The following is a 22,059-nucleotide window of genomic DNA, read 5'->3' on the forward strand; positions in this document are numbered from 1 at the left end:
AAAGTCAATTATCTTATATAATACGTCACATTTTTTAGATTGTCTGTCTTTTTTTAGACCTGTAAGATAAATGTAAGCGGTAACATAAAAAGGAGGTGGCTGTAAATTGTGTTCATATGACAACAAGCTGGGCAGGATCGAACTGATGATTCTAAAAATGAATTTTTAGATAAGGAGGAGTTAATCGAATGATCCGAAGAACTGTTTCCATCCAGAAATCGATGTTTGTATCTTTTTTAGCACTCCTTATGGTTATTTCACTGGCTGTCCCTCCGGCGCCGATACGTGCAGAGTCATCAAGCAGCCTGCCGGGTCGCCAAGCAGAGTATCTTAACCGGGGATTGGTTGCGGTTCTTGTAGACAACGGCGTTTTTCTGAGCTGGAGGTATTTAAACAACGATCCAGATGATATCGCTTTTAATATATATAAAAATGGAACCAAAGTGAACGCATCGCCCATAAGCGACGTGACGAACTATGTGGACACCACTGGTTTCGATAGCTCGCAATATCAGATCTCGACCGTTATTGCAGGCAAAGAGCAAATGCAACCGGAGGTTGTATCGGTCTGGCATAACGATTATCTGCCTATTCCGCTCGATAAACCGGCCGATGGCCGGACCAAGGATGGTGGAACCTACTTCTATTATGCAGGAGATGCTTCCGTAGCTGACTTGGACGGGGATGGCGAATATGAAATTGTTTTCCTGTGGAGTCCGAGCAATTCCAAGGACAATTCGCAGGCCGGTTATACGGGCAATGTCTATATCGATGCCATCAAACTGGACGGCACCAAGCTGTGGAGGATTGACCTGGGAGTCAACATCCGCGCCGGAGCGCATTATACGCAGTTAATGGTGTATGACCTCGATGGCAACGGAAAGGCCGAGGTTGTTGTCAAGACGGCGGACGGCACAAAGGATGGCCAAGGCACGGTCATCGGTGACGGCACGAAGGATTATCGCAACGATGGCGGATACATACTGTCAGGACCGGAATATCTGACGCTGTTTAACGGTGAGACTGGCGCGGCTGTATCCACTGTGAATTATGATCCGCCAAGAGGCAACGTCAACGATTGGGGTGACGGCTATGGCAACCGTGTAGATCGGTTCCTTGGCGCGATTGCTTATCTGGACGGTACGAAGCCAAGTGTCGTGATGAGCCGGGGTTATTATACCCGTACAGTGCTTGTTGCTTATGATTATGTTGGCGGGAAACTCGTCAAACGCTGGACCTTTGATACAAACGAAGCAGGATCACAATATCAATCACAGGGCAACCATAATCTAAGTGTGCTGGATGTTGATAAGGACGGCAAGGACGAAATTATGTTTGGCGCCTTGGCCATTGATGATAACGGCAGCTTGCTGTACAGCACCGGACTCGGTCACGGTGACGCCATGCACGCTGGCCAGCTCAATCCGAACCGGGAGGGCTATCAGGTCGTAAGCGTGCACGAGCATTCGGATGCAGCATACGGACTGGAGATGCGCAATGCGGCAACAGGTGAAATCCTCTGGGGTGAGAAAACAGGTTTTGACACCGGTCGCGGGATGTCGGCAGACATTGATCCGAACTATCCGGGTTACGAATCATGGGCCACAACCGTTACCAATGGGCAAAGTGTACCTGTAACCAATACCTATTCAGCAGCCGGAGAGGCTATCTACACTGTGGACGAAGGGCCCAAAACCGCCAACTTTGCCATCTGGTGGGATGGAGATCTTCAGCGGGAGCTGTTGGACCATGAGTGGGATAATGGCACAGCCAAAGGAATTCCGCTCATCTATAAGTGGGATTACCAAAACAAAAAGCTGAATGAAATCTTCCGGGCAACCGGTACGTTAACGAACAACCATACCAAAGGCAATCCGGCACTTCAGGCGGACATTCTGGGCGACTGGCGTGAGGAGCTTCTGCTGCGGAGCGAAGATAGTTCGGAGTATCGTCTCTACACAACGACCATTCCTTCAGACTATCGCATCCCTACGCTGATGCAGGACCCTGTGTATCGACTTGGCATAGCCTGGCAAAATGTAGCCTACAACCAGCCGCCTCATACCGGCTTTTATCTTGGAGCGGAAGCTACAGCATTCCCGAAAGCCGATCTGGCGCTGACTCGCGAAGCTGAAATGCCGGAGCAGGTTTACCGTTTTGATTTTGGCACAGAGACAGCGTCAGGAAATACGGCTATACAAGACACGTTATACTCACAAGAAACGGGATATGGATTCAAGGATACAAGTGGGGTTACCGTAGGTAAAAATGAGGTTTCGGTCGCGACAGGCACAACATTTGCTGTTGACCTGCCAAATGCCAACTACAAAGTGACACTACGATTGGGCAATGATACCAATGATTCGAACGTGGGGGTCAAATCCGAATTCGTTCAGAAGCTCGCCATAACAAATGTGACCGCTGGAACACCACTGGAGTATTCCTATGATGTTGCATTGGTGGATGGACAGCTTGATCTGCTCTTCACCGGTACAGCTATAGACATCCAGGATGTCATCATCGAAAAATATCCAGAGAAAGCGGCTGGTGCGGCAACAACGATCTATATGGCTGGTGATTCAACCATGCAATCTTACAGTGAAGCGCAGGCTCCTCAAGAAGGATGGGGCCAGCAGTTCGGACGTTATTTCTCCAATGGGGCAGTCGTCGTGAACGATGCGATCGGTGGCCGAAGCAGTAAATCCTTTATGGTAGACGGTCGTCTCGATACGATCCTGCAGCGAATTAAGACGGGGGACTTCTTCTTCATTTCCTTTGGTCATAACGACGCCAGTGCAGGAATACCGGACCGGTACGCATCACCGGAGGACTATAAAATTTATTTGGCTCGTTATGTAAACGGTGCCAAACAGCGGGGCGCTACACCGGTATTGCTGACTCCGGTTGGACGCAGAGATTTTAATACAGTGACTCAAGAATTCAACGTTAGCTTCCCGGCATATGTTCAGGCTGCCAAAGAAGTAGCTGAAGAGCAGGACGTGCCACTGATTGATCTGAGCAAGTTGAGTATTGCTTACTACGACAAAATTGGTAACACAGCTACGGAAAAAGTGTTCTTATATGCTAATCCGGGTGAATATCCAAAATACCCAAATGGTATCAACGATAATACGCATTTCAGCAGCTATGGTGCACAGAAAATTGCCGGACTCGTTGCTGGTGCAGTCAAAGACATGGAGCTGAGCATTTCATCACTGGTCATTGACCCGGATATTTCCGAGCCAGAGCCAGAGCCGGAAGCCCAACTATATGAGGAGAATTTTGAAGGCGATGCTGCGGGCTACCAATATGCGATGGTCAATGCCACGGGTATTGCAGGGACCATGACGGGAACCGTTGTTGAACAGTCTGGAAATAAAGTACTGTCCGTCGCGGGTTCCGGATCGGGCAATCGGGCCAAAGTATTCCGTCTGTTCGATGCCGTAAACGGCAATCAGGTGAACGTGAACTTTGACTGGCAATCCGGTAATGTGAGTGCCTATCCTTCAGAAGGTCACCTCACAATACAGGATTCTAACGAAAATGCCCTGTTCACGCTGTATACCAAAACCGGAAGCACCAAAATTCATTATTTTGTCGGTGCATATAACCCAGACTACGGCACAGGGGATACAGCCATACCCGAAGGGGGAACGGCTACAGATATTTCCAAGAACCAGTGGGTCAATGTGGATGCAACCGTTAATTTTGCCGAGAAAACATTGGATCTGACATTAACGAACCTAGCCGATCCGACAGTTACCCAAACGATTGCAGATATCTCGCTGAGTTCCGCCGCATATGCGGACAACGTCAGATCCATGCGGTTCCTGGGAACGAGAAAAGGCGGTGGAGGCACGTTGAACTGGACTACCCAGATCGACAACGTACGAATTGAAGGCACTCAGCTCTCTTCAGAGAGTGGTGATCAGACGGCCTTGATAGCTCTGTACGATGAGATCAAAGCACTGAATCTGTCGGATTATACGGATGCATCGAAGGCCGTGGTGAACCGGGCTTTGGCAGCTGCGGAAGCCATATTCAATACGGAAGCCACGCAGTCTCAAGTTGACCATACGTTTAACATGTTAACTGTTGCGAAGGATTCATTGACAAGTGAACCAAGCGAAGAGATAAGTGAATACAAATTTGACTTTGGTTCTGGCGACGCAGCCGACGGATACATCAAGGTAGATGCCAAAAGAGCGTACATTGAAGGCAATGGGTACGGCTTTGCTGATACTGCGCTGACCAAAGATGAGAACCGGGAAACCGGAGATTTACTCAAGGAAGATTTCACACGAGTAAACGGTACCTCTTTCCTGGCAGAAATGGAGCCGGCGAATTACCGGGTAACGATGACCATCGGGGATGCTGAGGAATCAACTAGTGCAAATGTTGTTGTGGAGCAAATGACCAAGTTGCCGCTCACAACCGTTGCCAAGGGCGAATTCAAAGAAATTACGTACGACATTGCTCTGATTGATGGGGTATTTAACTTCAACTTCACCGGAAATGCACCAAAGATCAATGCGCTGAAGCTGGAGCGTCTGCCAGATCACAGCGCAAGCGATAAACCTGTTATTTATTTGGCCAGCGATTCCACTGTGGCCAATTACGCGGAGAACTACCGTCCGCAAGCAGGTTGGGGCGAAACGTTGGGTGGATTTTTTGATCCAAATGAAGTCAGTATTGATAACCGGGCAGTTGGCGGTTTGAGCAGCAAGACCTTCCTGGCCGGTGGATATCTCAACGATATTTTACTCGACATTCAAGAAGGCGATTATCTGTTCATGCAGTGGTCTCATAACGATTCCACACCGTCCCGTCCGGAGCGTTATCTTACGCCTGAGCAGTTTAAGGTATATCTAAAAGAATACATTAACGGTGCTCTGCAGAGAGGTGCGATTCCAGTTCTGGTCACGCCAGTGAATCGTCGTGATTTTACCGGCGAAGTGCTGAACAAGAGCTTCCCGGAATACGTACAGGCGATGAAAGAAACAGCGCAGGAGACGGAAACACTCATCATTGATCTGAACCAAGCCAGTTGGGAGCATTTCCAGGAGCTTGGCACAGAAGGAACCAAATCGATATTCATGTGGGTAGGTACAACCGAGGACAATACACATTTGCAAATGAACGGTGCAATCAAGGTTTCTGAACTCGTGGCACGTCTTGTGAAGGAATTGAATATACCTTTATCTGATTTTGTTACGTTGGAAGGAGAATCTCCGGAGCAGAAGGCCCCGCATACTACGGCAATTGTGGAAGGAGAATCGCAGAACGACTGGTATACTTCTCCGGCACAAGTAACCTTCACAGCAAGCGATGAAGATTCCGATCTCGAAGGGACCTATTATCAAATCAATGGGGGCGAAACGGTTAGTGGTACACAGTTGACTCTAACTGAAGAAGGTACACATACCATTATCTACTGGAGTGTCGATGTTGACGGTAATAAAGAGAGCGAACAGTCTTTATCCATATCCATTGATCTCGTACCTCCAACCATTGAAATTCATGGTCAAGCTGAATACACCATTGATCAGCATGTGGAAATTGGTTATACAGCTTCCGATTCGGTATCCGGTGTGAAAGAACCGGAGGGTGTGCTTCTCGACACTCCTGCGTATACACTGGAACCCGGCCTGAACCAGGTTACGGCAACGGTCTCCGATTTGGCTGGCTGGGAACAGACGGTAGAATATCGTTTTGGCGTTATTGCTACATTCGACAGCCTGATTAATCTGACCAACGCCTTTGCTGATGAATCGATCGATCCTAATGCTGGTGTTCTTGCTGATCAGCTCACAAACACGTTACAGCAGGCCAAACAGGCAGCAAACGATCGTGAAGGAGCAAAAGCGCGTCAATTGCTTGCATCCTACGGTAATGACGTTCAATCAGCTAGAGGAACCGTATTTACGGATGAGCAGGCAAGTGTGCTGATTAAGTGGGAGGAATGGCTCCATCAGACAACGCCACTAGCAAACGGTGCCCCTGGCACTCCGGTGTTATCTGATAATAATGGTTACGACACGGGGCTCAAAGACGGAGACTATACAATCACGATGAATCTGTGGTGGGGGAATAACGGCAATCAGTTCAAGCTGTATGAGAATGGTGAATTGATTAAAGAAATTTCTCTGGTCGATCAATCTCCATCCGCCCAATCTGTTCAAGTTGATATTACTGGAAAGAAAAATGGCACCTATATCTATACTGGAGAATTGATCAATGCACTGGGTTCAACCATGAGTGTTCCACTGACAGTCATCGTCACGGATGCTTCTCCGGGGCAAGCCGTTCTGTCGAACGACAACTGGGACGGTGACGGCAACTATAATGTCACCATGAATCTGTGGTGGGGAACAAACGCAACCGAATACGAACTTTACGAAAATGGTGTATTGATTGACACACAACCGCTGCAATCTCATTCGCCTGGTGCACAGTCTGCGGTTACCTCTATCTCTGGAAGAGCACTTGGAATCTACGAGTATGAAGCTGTACTTCGTAATTCTTCAGGGGAAACCAGATCACACAAATTAAATGTGACGGTACGAGAGTAGACTGAAATGTTTGAGGCATTCCATTATCCACAATTAATTAAAGTAGATTAGGTTCATAAAAAAGTGCTATTCCTCTTTCATTGAGGAGTAGCACTTTTTACTTATTTTGCGATAAAATTGTAAAGAGCGTCCATTTTGAGGGAAGAAGGTGTACTTTGGGCAGCAAAATCCATGAATTTATGATTTGGGCTGAGTCAAACGGTTGGATAATAACTCAGAAATCGAATTGTCATTTAGATTTAGATGTCAGTTTCATAACTAGATACAAAGTTATTCCGGAAGAATATTTAGATTTTTTACGTGTGATGGAACAATGCATTACCCCTGATGAAAAGACATGGTTCCTTTGTGAGAGTGAATACAAAAATAGCTCAGATGCTGATTTTCAATGGAATGAATTTGAACTGCTCAGCTTGGAAGCAGCAAACGAAGACGATCAATGGAGATCAGAAATAACGACATGGTGGAATCATTATCTACCAATCATGATTTCTGTTAACAGTGTCTATTCCTTCTATGCTATTGACTTATCCAATGAAATAGGAGCGATTGTATATGGAGAAGAACCAGAATTTGAAGAAATTAAAAAAGTGGCTAATCATCTGAATGAGTTTATGGAACTCATTATGTCGAATTCAATAACACTTTATTGAGCAAATTTCGATCCTTTTAGAGAACTTCATCTATTAATCTCTTAGATGTTACCCTCCTCTATGAAAGCGTTTGACTTATTTGAATATCAATCTATAATGATGAAAGGAAATTGGACTTGGACGAGGGCTATGGAAAAATCGATAATCGGCATAGCTCTATGTATATCCACAGCAAGCTTCCATATCAGGAGGCTTGCTGTTTCATTTTCAGAAGGAGAATAAGTCAGAATGACACTTAAAAAAAGAATCTTTTTATTGTTCTTTCTCAGTGCGTTTATCCCTTTTATCAGCATATTTGTAATCTCTTATTATACTATTGACTCCATCTTCGCCAACAAAATTGATGATGGCATCCGTAGCAATTTACAGCAGGTCACGTCCTCATTGGAGAATTCAATCACCAATATGAATCACGTTACCCAGCAATTGTCCTACAGAGGAACTTTAGGCAAAAGCATGGATGAATTCTTGAATCCGTCCTCTGATATCTTCGAATTAATTGAGGCCAGGGACGAATTAAAGAGCGAGTTAAGTGTGGTCACATTTACCAATCCCAACATCGGACTGACGTTATATTACTTTGAAAAAGAAGGTACTACTCAGTTCGGAAACTTTCCAATTAAGGATCGTTTCTCTCCTGAGTCTCTGCCTGTGCTCTTCCAAACCTATGGCATTAAGTACTATGGCCCCCATATGAGTATGAACCGATTTGATGATCAACTCGTTCTGTCTGCTATGCGTAAAGTACAACTTTCCGAGAGGAACGACGTGTTCATTTACGTAGAATCAGGCTTTTGCCTCACACAGGATATCTTGGGCTACAATCAATACAATGGCGCATTATCTCATCTCATCCTGGATGGTGAAGGCAACATTGTGTACAGCGAAATACCGGAAGCCATGAAGGTAGGGGAGAATTTCTCCAGCTTAACAGTAGATCCTGCCAAGGACGGGATATCCCGGGGGTATCACTGGTTCAAGGAGGATTCCTCACAGAAATGGAGTGTCGTATCGGTAATTTCGCAGTCTCAATATCAACAGGAGAAAAACCAGTGGTTGCTTCAAATTTTGCTGGTCGCTTTATTTTTCCTCGGCTTTACCGTGTTTCTCGCTTGGCTTCTGTGGAAGATGGTCTACAAACCACTCGGTCTGTTCCATTCGGAGATCAATGGGATGTCCAAAAATCCACAAACGAAAGGGAACCGAGCTCGTACTCAGATTCCTGAATTTGATTTTCTGCTCAGTGAATTTTCGAATATGCAGCATCAAATCGGTGACCTCTTCAAAGAAGTTCAGCAGAAAGAGAAGATACGTGCAGACCTGGAAGTGGAAAAACTGCTCTATCAGATCAATCCGCACTTTCTGATGAATACGCTCGATACGGTGCACTGGTTGGCCGTCATGAACGGACAAGGAGAGATCGACAAGCTGGTGCAGTCATTAAACAAGTTACTGTATTACAATTTGGGCAAATTAGGGCAAGTCTCCACGATGGAAGAGGAGATTGATGCGTTAAGACAGTATCTGATTTTGCAGCAAATTCGCTATGATTTTGAATTTGACGTCCGTATTACTGCAGATGAACAAGTGCTTCAAATTCCTGTGCCCCGCTTCATTCTGCAACCGCTGGTTGAAAATTCGTTATATCATGGATTGAGTGACGAAGGTTTTATTCAGATTGAAGTGACATGCATTACAACGTTGAACATTATGATACAAGATAATGGTGCAGGTATGACTGAGGAAACCATTCGTAATCTGCTGAACAATCGTGAAGCTGAACAACAAAAAGTAGGGATGGGCATCGGGCTCAACTACGTTCACCGCATGTTGAAGGCACAGTACGGGGACCAAGCACAACTGGTGATCGAGAGTGAATTGGGGACAGGGACAAGCATCCTGCTCGTATTGCCTATTAAAGGAGAAGATATCTCGGCATGATTAAGGTATTAATTGTAGATGATGATAAGCTGGTACGCAAAGGCATTAGCTCTGCGATGCCATGGAACGAGTTCAGTATGGAGGTTGTAGGAGAGGCGAGTAACGGGGCGAAAGCACTGGATTTCCTGAAAACCCAACCGGTCGATCTGATGCTGACGGATCTTGCGATGCCCGTTATGTCAGGGATTGAACTGATGCGAGCTGCGAGGCAGCTCTATCCGGAACTTCATATCGTTGTGTTAACTCTGCATCAGGATTTCGATTATATCCAGGAAGCACTTAGACTCGGAGCCATTGACTATATAGCCAAAGTCCAGCTGGAGAAAGAGCAATTCGAGCATGTTTTGCAACGGATACATACCCGAATCAACGGGTTGACGAACACGATCAGAAAGATGCCTTCGCAGAATGAAATCAATGTCCATTATCAACATGTGTATGCACTGGTTTCACAGGATCGAAAATCAGAGCCTAAGTGGCCAATGGAGATAACTGCACATGAAGATGAAGTAAGGTGGGAGGTTGAGCGTAATAGCTGCATGTGGGCTGTTCGTCCATCGGAAGAGGATCAACTCTTTCATCAATTGAAAGAATTGTTGCATCAAGATGCCCATAGTACGTTGTTGGTTTTGTCTGATGCACAAGAGCGCACATGGTCACAGATCAAAAACTGGATTATGAATTATACAGATACGTCATTTTTCTATGCGTACAACCCCAATAACCAAGTCATTACCGTTTCGATGAATGAGGACAACACAAGTTTAAAAGAACCGCAGGATGAAGATATCGATCGAATTAAGCAAAGTTGGTTCCAGACACCATGGACCCACAACGACAGTTACTACAATCAACTCATTGACCAGTTTATATCATTACGATTACATAAAGGTCAGTTGATGGGATTGCTGTACTCGATCGTTATGGAATGGAACCACCTTTTTGCCCAAACTACGCTTGGAAGAATCGCCATGATTCATTCTTTTGAGTCCTGGTACGAGGTTGAAGCATGGATCAAGCAGACAGCTGCAAGCATTCAAAAAGCAGATGCACAGACTTCCTATTCGCAGGAAATCATCGATGCCGTTAAGAAAGCGGTGAGGATCGTGCAAAATGATATGGAGCAGGCCTATACAGCTTCAGGTCTGTCGCAACAACTTAACATCAGCCGAAGTTATTTCAGTCAATGTTTCAAAGATCTGATGGGCAAAACCTTTAATGAGTACTCCCGATTTATCCGGGTAGAGAAGTCCAAAGAATATTTGCTCAATACGAATAATACGATTTTCTGGATTGCGGAGCGAGTGGGGTATACGGATGAAAAGTATTTCAGCCGCATTTTCCGCGAACTGACCGGTCTTCTGCCAAGCGAATATCGGCAGCTGGGTAGGGGAAATAAATAGCCGACAGCTCCTGTTTTAGGAGCTGCCGGCTTTTGTTTTTGATTAAGAGTAAGGGTGGTTAGACGAATGTAGATCCGTAGGTAGGGTAAATGCTCACAAGTTAACCATACTTCATAATGCGGACTGAAAAACTGTAATCATTTCTCTATCCAAACGGACGTGTAATCCCTATCACGATGGGGCTTCACTCCATTTTATAATGAAAGCGCAAACAAATATTAAATATCAGAAAAAGGGGAATCGAACTAGATGAGAACAAAATGGTCCATGAAAAGCAAACGGTTGACGAAACGTCTGGCCGTGCTGTCCATGTCTGCCTTAATGGTTGCTGCCCTAGCGGCATGTGGAGATTCTTCCACTCCTCCTACTGCAGAAGAAGCAGGCAAATATGAGGTAACGCCGGGAGATCCGTTCAGTGCCTATAAAGACGAAATTACCGTTACCATGGGACGGGTAACCACAGCCAACCCGAAACTGCCGAGTGGTGATACCTATGAGAACAACGCGTATACAAGGCTGGTCAAAGACACGTTTAACGCACAGATTTCAGATCAATTTGAAGCCAATGGCGAAGATTATAGCCGTCAGGTTTCGCTCGCCATCGCGTCCGGGGAATTGCCAGACATGATGCGTGTTGATTCCAAAGATGAATTGAAAGAGCTGGTGGATAACGATCTGATTGAGGATCTGACAACCATATATGATCAATATGCTACGGATAATATCAAGCAGATATACGATTCCTATGATGGCCGTGCATTAGAAAATGCAACGATTGATGGACGTCTGATGGGACTTCCGGCGACTTCTCTGGATTCCGCACCCACGATGGTTTGGGTTCGTCAGGACTGGTTGGATCTGTTGGGGATACAACTTGATGCAGACGGAGACGGTGCCATCTCGCTCGATGAAGTAGAGAAAACGGCACAGGAATTCCTGGAAAGAGACCCTGGCCAATCGGGGAACCCGGTAGGTATTCCATTTGTGAATACGATGAATACAACAGATTATAATGGTTCTGCATATACGATGCTGGGTGTGGCCTCAACCGAGAGAGCCTTCCCGCAATATTGGATGAATGGTGAAGACGGCAAAATCGTGTATGGTTCCACGACAGAAGCAACGAAGAAGATGCTGGGTATCATGGCGGATTGGTTCAAGAATGGTATCATCGACCCGCAATTTGGAACCCGCACGTTTGACGATATTACGGCACTCTACGCCAATGGCCAAAGCGGTATTGCTTTTGGACCGTGGCATATCCCTGACTGGGGACTGATCAGTGCAAAACAGATGGATAAAAATGCGAAATTCTCGGCTTATACGCTGGAGGATGCAAACGGCAAAGTAAACGTAGCGCATGCCAATCCATCCAATCAGTTTATCGTGGTGAGAAAGGGATACGAACACCCTGAACTGGCCGTTAAGATTCTTAACCTGTTCTACGATAAATTGGCCAATGATAAAGATGCCGCAACAACCATGCCAGAAGCTGCCAAATATCAGGAGACCGGGGTAGACGGATCTACGAGACCTTTTAATATCGAAGTCAATTCGGCTACATCGCTGCTGGATGATTACTCTGACGTTGTTCGTGGGATCAAAGGTGAGATTGGCCTGGATGAGGTTCGAACAACCGAATCGAAAAACAATATCGGCAGCATCAAAACTTATTTGAGCGACATGGATACGGATGATGTGACTGCTTGGTCCAAATATCATTCACGGATCAACGGAGTGGGGCTGATCGACAAACTGACACAGGAAAACAAATTCGTATGGATGACACCTGCTTTCTCCGGCACTACACCAAGCATGAAACAGACGTGGGCCAATCTGACGAAGTTGGAGCAGGAATCGTTTATCAAAATTATAACGGGTTCAGAACCTTTGGATTACTTCGATACATTCGTGAATAACTGGAAAAAACAAGGCGGTGATCAAGTCATTCAGGAAATTGAAGATGAGATCGCATCCAAACAATAATATCCATGCACAGTAGCAGGGCTGCGATAAGCAGCCTTTCTTCAAGGAAAGGGGTTCATCCATGAAACAGGGGAAATTGAAAGCGAGAGGCCGGCTTGGCCCAGGTGCCATGTACCATATGATGATGCTACCAGGCATTTTGTTTTTGCTGGTATTCAGCTATGTTCCAATGGTCGGTATCATTACGGCTTTTCAGGACTATATACCGGCCAAAGGCATGTTTGGCTCTGAATTTGTAGGGCTGAAACATTTCACTTATATGTTCAAGCTGCCGGATATCGCGCAGGTCGTCAGCAATACGTTGGTGATAGCGATTGGCAAGATTTTGCTTGGAACGATGATGGCCATCATTTTTTCCGTTTTGTTAAATGAAATTCGTGTCAAATACGTTAAAAAATCCGTGCAGACGATCGTTTATCTGCCGCACTTTCTATCCTGGGTTGTACTGGCATCGGTCGTTGTCAACATGTTCAGTCTGGATGGCATTGTGAATCAAATGTTGGCGTTTTTTGGCCTCGAAAATATTAATTTCCTTGGCAGTAACACTTGGTTCCAGCCACTGATTATAGGAACTGATGTATGGAAAGAATTTGGTTACAGTTCCATCGTCTATCTGGCTGCCATTACGTCCATTGATCCCGGTCTGTATGAAGCGGCAGGAATGGATGGAGCCAGTTGGTGGAGAAAAGTATGGCATATTACATTGCCAGGCATGCTGCCTATTATTCTGCTCATGGGCGTAATGAGTCTGACCAACATTTTGAGCGCCGGTTTCGACCAAGTCTATAATCTGTATAACCCGGTTGTCTATGAGTCAGGCGACATTCTGGATACCTATGTCTATCGGATCGGTCTCGTTGGACGACAGTATAGCTTCGGTACAGCTGTTGGTTTGTTCAAGTCCGTAATCGGCATTGTTTTGCTCTTGTCTGCCAACCAGTTGGCCAAAAAATATACGGATCGAAAAATATTCTAAGGAGGCCAAACCTGTGTCCTATTCTGCAAACTTCAAAGATCGAATTGGCCGGTTTGTCATCTATGCCATCGTCATCATGCTGGCATTGGTCTGCCTTCTTCCGTTATGGAATATCGTTGCCATTTCATTCAGCAGCAGCGAGGCGGTATCCGCAAATGCAGTAGGTCTCGTTCCAGTCAATTTTACAACAGCAGCGTACACCAAAATTATTGATGATGCACAGTTCTGGCGTTCCTTTGGCATATCTGTTCTACGTGTCGCGCTTACCCTTGTGCTTAACATGGTTTTGATTATTTTAATGGCTTATCCGCTATCCAAATCGAAGAGGGATTTCAAAGGCAGAAACATTTATATGAATATCATGATTTTTGCCATGTTGTTTAGCGGAGGCATGATTCCGAGTTACCTGCTGATCAAAAACCTGGACATGCTGAATACGATATGGGCACTCGTTCTGCCAGGTGCTGTCCCCATATTCAGTGTCATCCTCGTGATGAATTTCTTCTCCGCTGTACCTAAGGCGCTTGAAGAAGCAGCGTTCATCGATGGAGCAAATCCCATTCAGGTCTTGTTCAAAGTGTATGTCCCTGTGTCCATTCCTGCGCTGGCGACAGTCGCCTTATTCAGTATCGTGGGTACATGGAATGACTTCTTCAGTGGTTTGATCTATATGACCAAAGTTAGCAATTACCCGCTAATGACCTATATTCAGTCCCTTAACGTGAATATTGCCGATTTGCTTCAAGCAGGCACCAATTCCAGTGAACTCAGCAACCTGACTGAAATTTCGAACAAAAACCTGAACGCAGCCAAAATCGTGGTCGCTGTTATCCCGCTTTTGCTGATTTATCCGTTACTGCAAAAATACTTTGTGACTGGCATTGTCGTCGGATCGGTCAAAGAATAACGTTAAGGAGGTTTAATGAACATGGAAAATAAAAAATGGTGGAAAGAAACCGTTGTGTATCAAATATATCCACGGAGCTTTCAAGATAGCAACGGAGATGGCATCGGCGACTTGAAGGGCATTGTGTCCCGATTGGATTATTTGCAGCAACTCGGCATTGGTGCGATCTGGTTATCACCCGTTTGCAAGTCTCCTCAAGATGATTACGGATATGATATTTCAGATTATCAGGACATTGATCCGATGTTTGGGTCTTTGGAAGATATGGAAACGTTAATTCTTGAAGCCAAGAAACGAAATATTCGGATCATCATGGATCTGGTGTTGAACCATACATCGGATGAACATCCCTGGTTTCAAGAAGCCAAAAAAGGCAAAGACAATCCGTACCATGACTACTACGTCTGGAGAGATGGTGTTGAAGGAACACCTCCGAACGACTTGGGGTCCACCTTTGGTGGTTCAGCTTGGGAATGGGTGCCTGAAATCGGGCAATATTATTTGCATCTATTTTCCGTAAAACAGCCAGATCTCAACTGGGAAAACCCGAAAGTCCGACAGGAAATATACAACATGATCAATTGGTGGATCGACAAGGGTGTGGGTGGTTTTCGACTTGACGTGATCGACTTAATCGGTAAAGAGCCAGATGCAAAGATTACGGGAAATGGACCTAATCTGCATCAATATATCAGGGAACTGAGCAAGGAGACGTTTCAAAAAGCGGAAGACCTGCTAACGGTTGGAGAAACATGGGGCGCTACTCCGGAAATCGCCAAGCTGTACAGCAATCCAGACGGTAGTGAGTTTTCAATGGTCTTCCAATTTGAACACATCAGTTTGGATGAACAAGAAGGCAAAGGAAAGTGGGATCTTAAACCTTTGGATGTGATGGCATTAAAAAAAGTGCTGTCCAAGTGGCAAACGGAGCTCAAGGGTGATGCCTGGAACAGTCTGTTCTGGAACAACCACGATTTGCCACGTATCGTATCACGTTGGGGAAATGATGGAGAATTCAGAGTTGAATCGGCTAAAATGTTGGCTACCCTTCTTCATGGCATGCAAGGTACGCCTTACATATATCAAGGTGAAGAGTTGGGTATGACGAATGTTCAATATTCGATCGAGGATTATCGGGATATTGAATTGCTCAACTTTTATAAGGAAAGAATGGGGAATGGTTATCCTGAACAAAGCGTGATGGAGTCGATCTACGCCAAGGGACGTGATAATGCACGCACACCTATGCAATGGGATACTTCCGATAACGCGGGTTTTACACAAGGGGAACCTTGGATTAAGGTGAATCCAAATTATAAGCAGATCCATGCCGAGGAAAGTTTGAATAATCCCGAATCCATATTCCATTATTACCGGAAGTTAATTCAATTACGAAAAGATCATGGAGTCATTGTGTATGGTGATTATGAGCTGATCTTTCCAGAGAACCCAGACGTGTTTGCATATACCCGAACGCTGAATGGTACGACAATTCTTGTGGTATGCAATTTCCAGGGATATACGACAGAACTCCCGCTTCAGGAGCAATTGACAGGGTCCCATCGGCTTTTGATAGCTAACTATACAGGTGAACTATCGGAGAGCGAATTACGTCCATACGAAGCCAGAATGTACCTTATCCATGATTAAAGCATAATACGTTATATAATGTTGAGTTCTCAAGAAAGAAGGATTGTATTCAATGAAAAGAGTATGGTGGAAAGAAGCAGTAGCTTATCAAATCTATCCGAGAAGTTTTATGGATTCCAACGGAGATGGGGTTGGTGACATCAAGGGGATCATATCCAAACTGGATTATATTCAAGATCTCGGTATTGATCTGATATGGATCTGTCCGATGTATAAGTCACCTAACGATGATAATGGTTATGACATCAGTGATTACTGTTCCATTATGGATGAATTCGGCACGATGGCTGACTTTGATCAATTATTGCATGAAGTGCATCACCGCGGCATGAAACTCATTATGGACTTGGTAATCAATCATACAAGTGACGAACACCCGTGGTTTATTGAATCCAGAGCTTCACTGGATAATCCCAAACGGGATTGGTACATCTGGAGAGATGGGAAGAATGGGGACGAACCAAACAACTGGGAGAGCATCTTTGGCGGTTCTGCTTGGGAATATGATGAAGTCTCCGGACAGTACTATCTCCATCTGTTCTCCAAAAAACAACCGGATTTGAATTGGGCAAATAAAGAAGTTCGGAAATCCATATATGAAATGATGAATTGGTGGCTGGATAAAGGGATTGATGGTTTCCGTGTGGATGCAATCAGCCATATTCACAAAGAAGAGGGCCTCTTGGATATGCCAATCCGAGAAGGCGTCAAGTACATCTCCTCTTTTGAAAAGCACATGAATGTCAAGGGAATCCAGAGTTATCTGCAAGAAATGAAAGAGAACACTTTATCCAGATATGACGTCGTGACTGTTGGGGAAGCGAACGGAGTAAAGGTAGAAGACCAGGAGGATCTGCTGGATTGGATCTGTGAAGTCAGAGGGAAATTTAATATGGTTTTCCAATTCGAACATCTTGACCTTTGGAAAAACAGCACGGACAGAGAACTGGATATCCTCAAATTGAAAAACGTCTTGACCAAGTGGCAGAAATCCCTGGAAAACGTCGGTTGGAATGCTTTGTTTATTGAAAATCATGATCAGCCCCGCAAAGTTTCATCTTGGGGAAATGACAGTGCTTATTGGTATGAAAGTGCCACTGCGCTTGGTGCCATGTACTTTTTCATGCAAGGTACGCCTTTCATATATCAAGGGCAAGAAATAGGCATGACCAACGTGGCTTACCCATCTATAGAAGATTATAACGACATCGCTGATCGGAATATGTATCAGATCAAACGCGAAGAGGGGATGTCGCATGAGGAGATCATGAACATCATCTGGGCTTCAAGTCGCGATAATTCCAGAACGCCGATGCAGTGGTCTTCGTCCAAAGAGGCCGGGTTTACCACCGGTACGCCATGGTTAAAAGTGAATAAAAACTACGTCAATATTAATGTAGAGAAACAACTTCAGGAACCACGTTCCATCCTTCACTTTTATAAACAAATGATTCAGCTGCGAAAAAAACACGATACGTTGACTTATGGTATTTATGAGCTTCTTTTGCCGGATCATCCGAGTGTATATGCATATACACGTACACTGGCAGACGAACAGGTGCTGGTCGTCATCAATCTTACTGAACACATCGTGGAGCTTGAGGAAGCTGAGCTTGGCCTCAACTTTTCAGAGATCTGGCTTACCAACTATGAGAAAGGTTTACTGCCACTGGTGTTGCGACCGTTTGAAACCATTGTTGGATTAAGCAATAAAGTAAAGTAAAGTAGAGTAGGATACGGAAAAGGAAAAAGGCGCCTATATCATTCAGAAAATGATATAGACGCCTTTTATTGTTGTGTAACCACATGAAATCAGCTGCGAATATTCGTTTTATTGATGGAGAACATCCGCGTATTCAGAGATACGTTCGAAACGTCCCTTGGCAAACGGGCATAAAGGTAAAATCTTAATACCGTTTTCTCGCGCGTATTCCACCATAGCTTTGATAAGTTCATCGCCAAGCCCTTGTCCTCGGTAAGCATTTTCCACCAAAGTGTGATCAATTATGTATAGCTCTGGACTCGAGATTACATAGGTCATCACCGCAGCAATGTCACCGTTATCTTGAATAAGGAATCTTTTATTGGCAGGTTCATGTTCTACGTTATGCATGTTCATCCTCTTTCTTTGTTGAATATTCACCGTCCAGAAGCTTATACGTCAAAGCTCCGCTTGGACATGTGTCAATATGCCGGGCAATGGCCTCCGAAGTGTCACCATCAGGATCAACCCAAGGACGCTTGCTTAAATCAAAAACAGCAGGGAGGCCCTTTACGCAAATCCCGGAATGAATGCAGACATCCGAATTAAACATGACCTCGATATCTTTGCCGTAGTATAACTTTTGTTTACTCATAATTCCTCACATCTTTCACTGTTGAGTTTATTTACAGATCTATAAGTTCAGGCTTACATGGCAAGCAGTATCTGCTTGGCTCTCAATGTCCGAATTATAAATGAGGAATCGTTAATTAGTCAACGTGACAAATCTCCTAATACGTTGGTGGATGCTGTCCTATACTGATCATTCTCTTCCAGAGGTATTTCTCATCCGCCTCGCACACATCATCTAACAACACCTTTAATGAGATTGTGATTTAGTCACTTCGATCTGAAATTGATCGGAATATGATTTGAGATTGCCTGCAAGACCGGCGAGTTCCCCGGAGATGTTCGACAGTTCACTTGCCGATCGCTGCTGCTCCACAGCACTAGCCGTGACTTCTTCGGCCATGGCTGAAGTTTCCTCGGTTGCGGAAGCAATATAACTGAGGTTTTGTTCCAGCTCCTGACGAATAGAGTGCATATCGATCGTCCGGCTGTCTAAACTCTGAGCCAACTCATGCACTTCGGTCGATAAGCGGCTAACCTGTCCAAATGCCTGGAGGCAATCAGCGATCTGTTTCTCTTGTTCCTTAACAGCTACCATATTCGCATCAAAATGACTGCCCATCCGATGTATCTCTTGAACAAATGAACCCAGGATCTCATCAATCTCCTGGATCGAACGTTCGGATTGTTGAGCGAGCTGTCCCATTTCACCTGCAACGACTGCAAAGCCTTTACCCGCTTCTCCAGCTCGGGCTGCTTCAATTGAAGCATTCAGGGATAGTATTTGAGTTTGTTTTAAAATGTTGTGAATTTGACCGCTAATAGAGGAAGCGAGTTCGGATTGAGTCGTCAGAGACCTGGAAATATCCTGTTGATGCTCAACACGCTTGGCATTCTCTCGGCCCTTCTCAAGCAGAACCTCATGTTCACGTGTAACTTGTACTTGAACAGAAGATAGCTGCTCTGAAGTATAAGTAAACTGTTTCACATATGAACCTACTTCATCCATTATTTTGCTCAGATTCTCTGAATGCTGGACGGAGTGTTCTGTCTCTTCAGCCTGTTTCATTGAACCTATGGCAATTTCCTCAATCGCTCTGGAAAGTTCTTCGCTTTGACGCTGGTTTGTCTGAGCGGTTTCCGAAATATCTTTTGATGACTGTTGTAATGTATCTGAACCTTGCTGTATTCCCATCAGAATGTTCGTCAATTGGGCAACCATGATGTTAATCAAATCACTGATGTCACCGAGTTGATCATTGGTCATATGTGTGGATACGACTTTGAGATTCCCATCAGCAACCTGTTCGAGGCTTGACTTAATATCGCGTACTTGTCTAAGAATACCTCGTACTACGAATAACATCATGATCAAAGAAAGAATCAGTACAATCACAAAAATCGGGATTATGGTCGAATATGCATTATTCAGAGATGTCGCGGAGACTTGATTCACTGCTCCAGCAGAAATATCAATGCCCAGATAGCCAATGACAATACCTTGCGAATCCTTGATTGGTGTAAAGGAGGACAATAGCTGTCCCCAAGTTGGATCATCTACAATGCCTGTTGTGACGACTTCACCGCGTAACAAGCGTTCCTGAATCTGGGGATTAAATTCCATTGGAGTCGCGTAAGGGCTATATTCCGTATCGTCCCAATCAGCTCCATCTACGGTGTAGAACCACCCGTCTGAAGTTTTGTTATACATATAAACATACAAGGCTCCCGATTGAAGCCTAACTTTAACGAGTTCGTCCCTAAGACTTTTATATTCGTTGCTCTCCTCTGAAGCAGTAGAAGATAATGTCTTAATTAATTCCGACTCCTGACCTAGTTGAGAGGCGGTATTCACAGCCAGCTGCTGATTGTTATGCTGCATGGTCATTAATGATGCATTTTCACTGGAGTCGATGGTGGCCCATATGATTAGACCGCCCATAGCCAGTAGCGGAACCAGAATAATCAAATACAGTTTGAACCTTAAATCCATCTTTTTTTTGCGAGTCTGTCTCACGTACGGTTCCCCCTTGGATGTAATAAAGTAAATATGGTTATTCGTATAACCCCATACTATTTATCGTAATATTGGAGGGGGAAATGAAGACTAACACTAAATTTGTATATACATATACGTAGGAGAATATGATCATTTGTGCTACCAGTGCACTCAACCCGAATGTAGAAGTTACGTCTTGCATCAAGAAACGTTGTCATTACCAAAAAAGCTCCACCAGCTTTGGGAATGACATGTAGACAAGCATGAGGGATATCCTGGACAAACCTCTTTGCATAAGCGAGGGGCTGCCATCATCTTCCTCTCCCCATAGAACTTGAACAGGAACCTTCAGCTCGGGTAAATCTGTTCTATTGGATTCAGTATATTTTGCATTATAGTGAGCTACTTACCCTTTATTTGATCGAATTGATAAGCGGGTTATTTTAACGGAGACTGGGAAAAAATTGTTGCTACATGCCCAAAAAATGCTTGAGCTGTATCATATGATTAAGGAAGTGACTGCTGCACAATGGGAATTAACAGGTAATATCGTGATCAGTATTGGGGAAACGTTGTTGATCTATCGTTTTCCACCTATTATTGAAGAGTTCAAAATGCATTGAAGAGTATCAGATCGGGATTACTTCCAATATTGAATTCTGGAGTATTGAAGCTGTGAAACAGTCGATATTGAGCGGTATGGGCATATCCTTGTTACCTCGAATTACGGTAGAGAGATCCCAAAAACAAGTGGATCTCTCCCCAAGTGGAAGCTTTTATCGAGATCGTTAGAAATCATGCCTCCCTATGGTAAGAAATGAGAAGAGTGTCTTCTGTTAATTTCCCGTTAAAATACTTCTTCCGCTTTAGACAAAAATGAAGAGACTATAGCTCATCACTATGGTCTCTTTCTGCTGGTCATAAAGATTAACAAAAAAGTGCCTGCTCATTTCAACTGTCCTTTATACTCTACCATTGAACCGTTTGATTGCTTCCTCGGTCATCGGCGTGAAGAGATTAACCAGATTACCGTCAGGATCGCGAAACAGCACAGCACGATTCCCCCACGGCATTGTGGTAGGTTCCTTTACCCACTCATCGACAAACGGCTTCAAACGCTCGTATTCGGCATCAACATCGTGGACGTGGAACTCAATAATGACAGTACGATTGTTGGCCGCCACAGCGGAACCAGCGCCAAATAGTTGCACCGTCTGGGAGTGGCCGATCGCTAGAGTGCACGATGGCATAACGAGTTCGGCAAAGACAGGTGCAGGGCGTTCTGCTGAAACACCCATAATTTTCTCATAGAACTCGACGAGACGATCCACGTCATCAGTAATGATGCGCACAGAAGCAAAATTCACGAGATATCATCCTTCCTATAATAAGTAATACATTTTGGATCAAAAACACTTCGTATTTACTTCTACTCCTTTACAATTGCTTACTCCAACTATACAAATACACTACTGACAACAGTATGTCAGTAGTGTTTTATGAAGAAACCACCGTCCACTAGCCATCATTCTATAGAAAGTATTAGAGTTTTAAAGTGAGGGTACGTGCTAAAAATCGATTGTACTTGGTGGTAAACAGTGTTACTCTAAAAGTCTGTGTTCGACAATATATTCAACACT

15 protein-coding genes are annotated in these 22,059 nt (G+C 44.6%); 11 read left to right on the forward strand and 4 right to left on the reverse strand.

Going from position 1 to position 22,059, the window contains the following annotated elements; genetic code table 11:
• The first annotated feature begins 188 nt into the window (after positions 1 to 188).
• The 9 genes from ACETMN_RS16580 to ACETMN_RS16620 all read left to right on the forward strand — a co-directional run bounded on the left by ACETMN_RS16580 (position 189) and on the right by ACETMN_RS16620 (position 17,811).
• Positions 189 to 6,572 carry a GDSL-type esterase/lipase family protein gene (locus ACETMN_RS16580; protein ID WP_091020972.1) on the forward strand — a complete coding sequence of 2,128 codons (6,384 nt, stop codon included), beginning with the start codon at positions 189 to 191 and terminating at the stop codon, positions 6,570 to 6,572.
• Positions 6,573 to 6,751: 179 nt separating this feature from the next.
• Positions 6,752 to 7,225 (forward strand): SMI1/KNR4 family protein, encoded by a 474-nt coding sequence (locus tag ACETMN_RS16585; protein ID WP_411734789.1) that lies wholly within the window; start codon positions 6,752 to 6,754, stop codon positions 7,223 to 7,225.
• Positions 7,226 to 7,453: 228 nt separating this feature from the next.
• Positions 7,454 to 9,166: a sensor histidine kinase gene (locus tag ACETMN_RS16590; RefSeq protein ID WP_091020974.1), complete on the forward strand. Its 1,713-nt coding sequence runs from the start codon at positions 7,454 to 7,456 to the stop codon at positions 9,164 to 9,166.
• The gene (locus ACETMN_RS16595; RefSeq protein ID WP_091020975.1) at positions 9,163 to 10,569 is read left to right on the forward strand and encodes a response regulator; all 1,407 of its coding nucleotides are present in this window, start codon (positions 9,163 to 9,165) and stop codon (positions 10,567 to 10,569) included. Before ACETMN_RS16590 ends, ACETMN_RS16595 begins: the two co-directional genes overlap by 4 nt.
• A 249-nt stretch (positions 10,570 to 10,818) precedes the next feature.
• Positions 10,819 to 12,555, forward strand: a complete 1,737-nt coding sequence (locus ACETMN_RS16600; protein ID WP_091020976.1) for an extracellular solute-binding protein — start codon at positions 10,819 to 10,821, stop codon at positions 12,553 to 12,555.
• 61 nt (positions 12,556 to 12,616) lie between these two features.
• Positions 12,617 to 13,531 (forward strand): ABC transporter permease, encoded by a 915-nt coding sequence (locus tag ACETMN_RS16605; protein ID WP_091020977.1) that lies wholly within the window; start codon positions 12,617 to 12,619, stop codon positions 13,529 to 13,531.
• A gap of 13 nt (positions 13,532 to 13,544) precedes the next feature.
• Positions 13,545 to 14,438 (forward strand): carbohydrate ABC transporter permease, encoded by an 894-nt coding sequence (locus ACETMN_RS16610; protein ID WP_091020978.1) that lies wholly within the window; start codon positions 13,545 to 13,547, stop codon positions 14,436 to 14,438.
• 21 nt (positions 14,439 to 14,459) lie between these two features.
• The gene (locus ACETMN_RS16615; RefSeq protein WP_091020979.1) at positions 14,460 to 16,088 is read left to right on the forward strand and encodes a glycoside hydrolase family 13 protein; all 1,629 of its coding nucleotides are present in this window, start codon (positions 14,460 to 14,462) and stop codon (positions 16,086 to 16,088) included.
• 52 nt (positions 16,089 to 16,140) lie between these two features.
• Positions 16,141 to 17,811 carry a glycoside hydrolase family 13 protein gene (locus ACETMN_RS16620; RefSeq protein WP_091020980.1) on the forward strand — a complete coding sequence of 557 codons (1,671 nt, stop codon included), beginning with the start codon at positions 16,141 to 16,143 and terminating at the stop codon, positions 17,809 to 17,811.
• Positions 17,812 to 17,919: 108 nt separating this feature from the next.
• On the opposite strand, the gene ACETMN_RS16625 is transcribed toward ACETMN_RS16620, so the two are convergent.
• The 3 genes from ACETMN_RS16625 to ACETMN_RS16635 all read right to left on the reverse strand — a co-directional run bounded on the left by ACETMN_RS16625 (position 17,920) and on the right by ACETMN_RS16635 (position 20,437).
• A complete protein-coding gene (locus tag ACETMN_RS16625; protein ID WP_036615433.1) occupies positions 17,920 to 18,201 on the reverse strand; it encodes a GNAT family N-acetyltransferase in 282 nt (93 codons plus the stop codon).
• Positions 18,194 to 18,445, reverse strand: coding sequence for a (4Fe-4S)-binding protein (locus tag ACETMN_RS16630; protein WP_091020981.1), 252 nt, complete (start codon positions 18,443 to 18,445; stop codon positions 18,194 to 18,196). Before ACETMN_RS16630 ends, ACETMN_RS16625 begins: the two co-directional genes overlap by 8 nt.
• Before the next feature lie 225 nt (positions 18,446 to 18,670).
• The gene (locus ACETMN_RS16635) at positions 18,671 to 20,437 is read right to left on the reverse strand and encodes a methyl-accepting chemotaxis protein (RefSeq protein ID WP_091020982.1); all 1,767 of its coding nucleotides are present in this window, start codon (positions 20,435 to 20,437) and stop codon (positions 18,671 to 18,673) included.
• Positions 20,438 to 20,904: 467 nt separating this feature from the next.
• Between ACETMN_RS16635 and ACETMN_RS16640 the strand changes: the two genes are divergently transcribed.
• Both ACETMN_RS16640 and ACETMN_RS16645 read left to right on the forward strand, forming a co-directional pair.
• Positions 20,905 to 21,042 carry a hypothetical protein gene (locus ACETMN_RS16640; protein ID WP_411734790.1) on the forward strand — a complete coding sequence of 46 codons (138 nt, stop codon included), beginning with the start codon at positions 20,905 to 20,907 and terminating at the stop codon, positions 21,040 to 21,042.
• Positions 21,020 to 21,211: a hypothetical protein gene (locus tag ACETMN_RS16645; protein ID WP_411734791.1), complete on the forward strand. Its 192-nt coding sequence runs from the start codon at positions 21,020 to 21,022 to the stop codon at positions 21,209 to 21,211. Before ACETMN_RS16640 ends, ACETMN_RS16645 begins: the two co-directional genes overlap by 23 nt.
• A gap of 170 nt (positions 21,212 to 21,381) precedes the next feature.
• Here the strand turns inward: ACETMN_RS16645 and ACETMN_RS16650 are convergent, their stop codons facing one another.
• Positions 21,382 to 21,786: a VOC family protein gene (locus ACETMN_RS16650; RefSeq protein ID WP_091020983.1), complete on the reverse strand. Its 405-nt coding sequence runs from the start codon at positions 21,784 to 21,786 to the stop codon at positions 21,382 to 21,384.
• Positions 21,787 to 22,059 lie beyond the last annotated feature (273 nt).

The sequence above is a fragment of the Paenibacillus sp. M2 genome (assembly GCF_046713495.1).
GTDB classification, from domain to species: Bacteria; Bacillota; Bacilli; order Paenibacillales; family Paenibacillaceae; genus Paenibacillus; species Paenibacillus amylolyticus_B.

Bases quoted from the DNA above. Each gene is read 5' to 3' on its own strand.
- ACETMN_RS16580 (WP_091020972.1), top strand. From the start codon at position 189: ATGATCCGAAGAACTGTTTCCATCCAGAAATCGATGTTTGTATCTTTT.
- ACETMN_RS16585 (WP_411734789.1), top strand. From the start codon at position 6,752: ATGATTTGGGCTGAGTCAAACGGTTGGATAATAACTCAGAAATCGAAT.
- ACETMN_RS16590 (WP_091020974.1), top strand. From the start codon at position 7,454: ATGACACTTAAAAAAAGAATCTTTTTATTGTTCTTTCTCAGTGCGTTT.
- ACETMN_RS16595 (WP_091020975.1), top strand. From the start codon at position 9,163: ATGATTAAGGTATTAATTGTAGATGATGATAAGCTGGTACGCAAAGGC.
- ACETMN_RS16600 (WP_091020976.1), top strand. From the start codon at position 10,819: ATGAGAACAAAATGGTCCATGAAAAGCAAACGGTTGACGAAACGTCTG.
- ACETMN_RS16605 (WP_091020977.1), top strand. From the start codon at position 12,617: ATGAAACAGGGGAAATTGAAAGCGAGAGGCCGGCTTGGCCCAGGTGCC.
- ACETMN_RS16615 (WP_091020979.1), top strand. From the start codon at position 14,460: ATGGAAAATAAAAAATGGTGGAAAGAAACCGTTGTGTATCAAATATAT.
- ACETMN_RS16620 (WP_091020980.1), top strand. From the start codon at position 16,141: ATGAAAAGAGTATGGTGGAAAGAAGCAGTAGCTTATCAAATCTATCCG.
- ACETMN_RS16625 (WP_036615433.1), bottom strand. From the start codon at position 18,201: ATGCATAACGTAGAACATGAACCTGCCAATAAAAGATTCCTTATTCAA.
- ACETMN_RS16630 (WP_091020981.1), bottom strand. From the start codon at position 18,445: ATGAGTAAACAAAAGTTATACTACGGCAAAGATATCGAGGTCATGTTT.
- ACETMN_RS16640 (WP_411734790.1), top strand. From the start codon at position 20,905: ATGCTTGAGCTGTATCATATGATTAAGGAAGTGACTGCTGCACAATGG.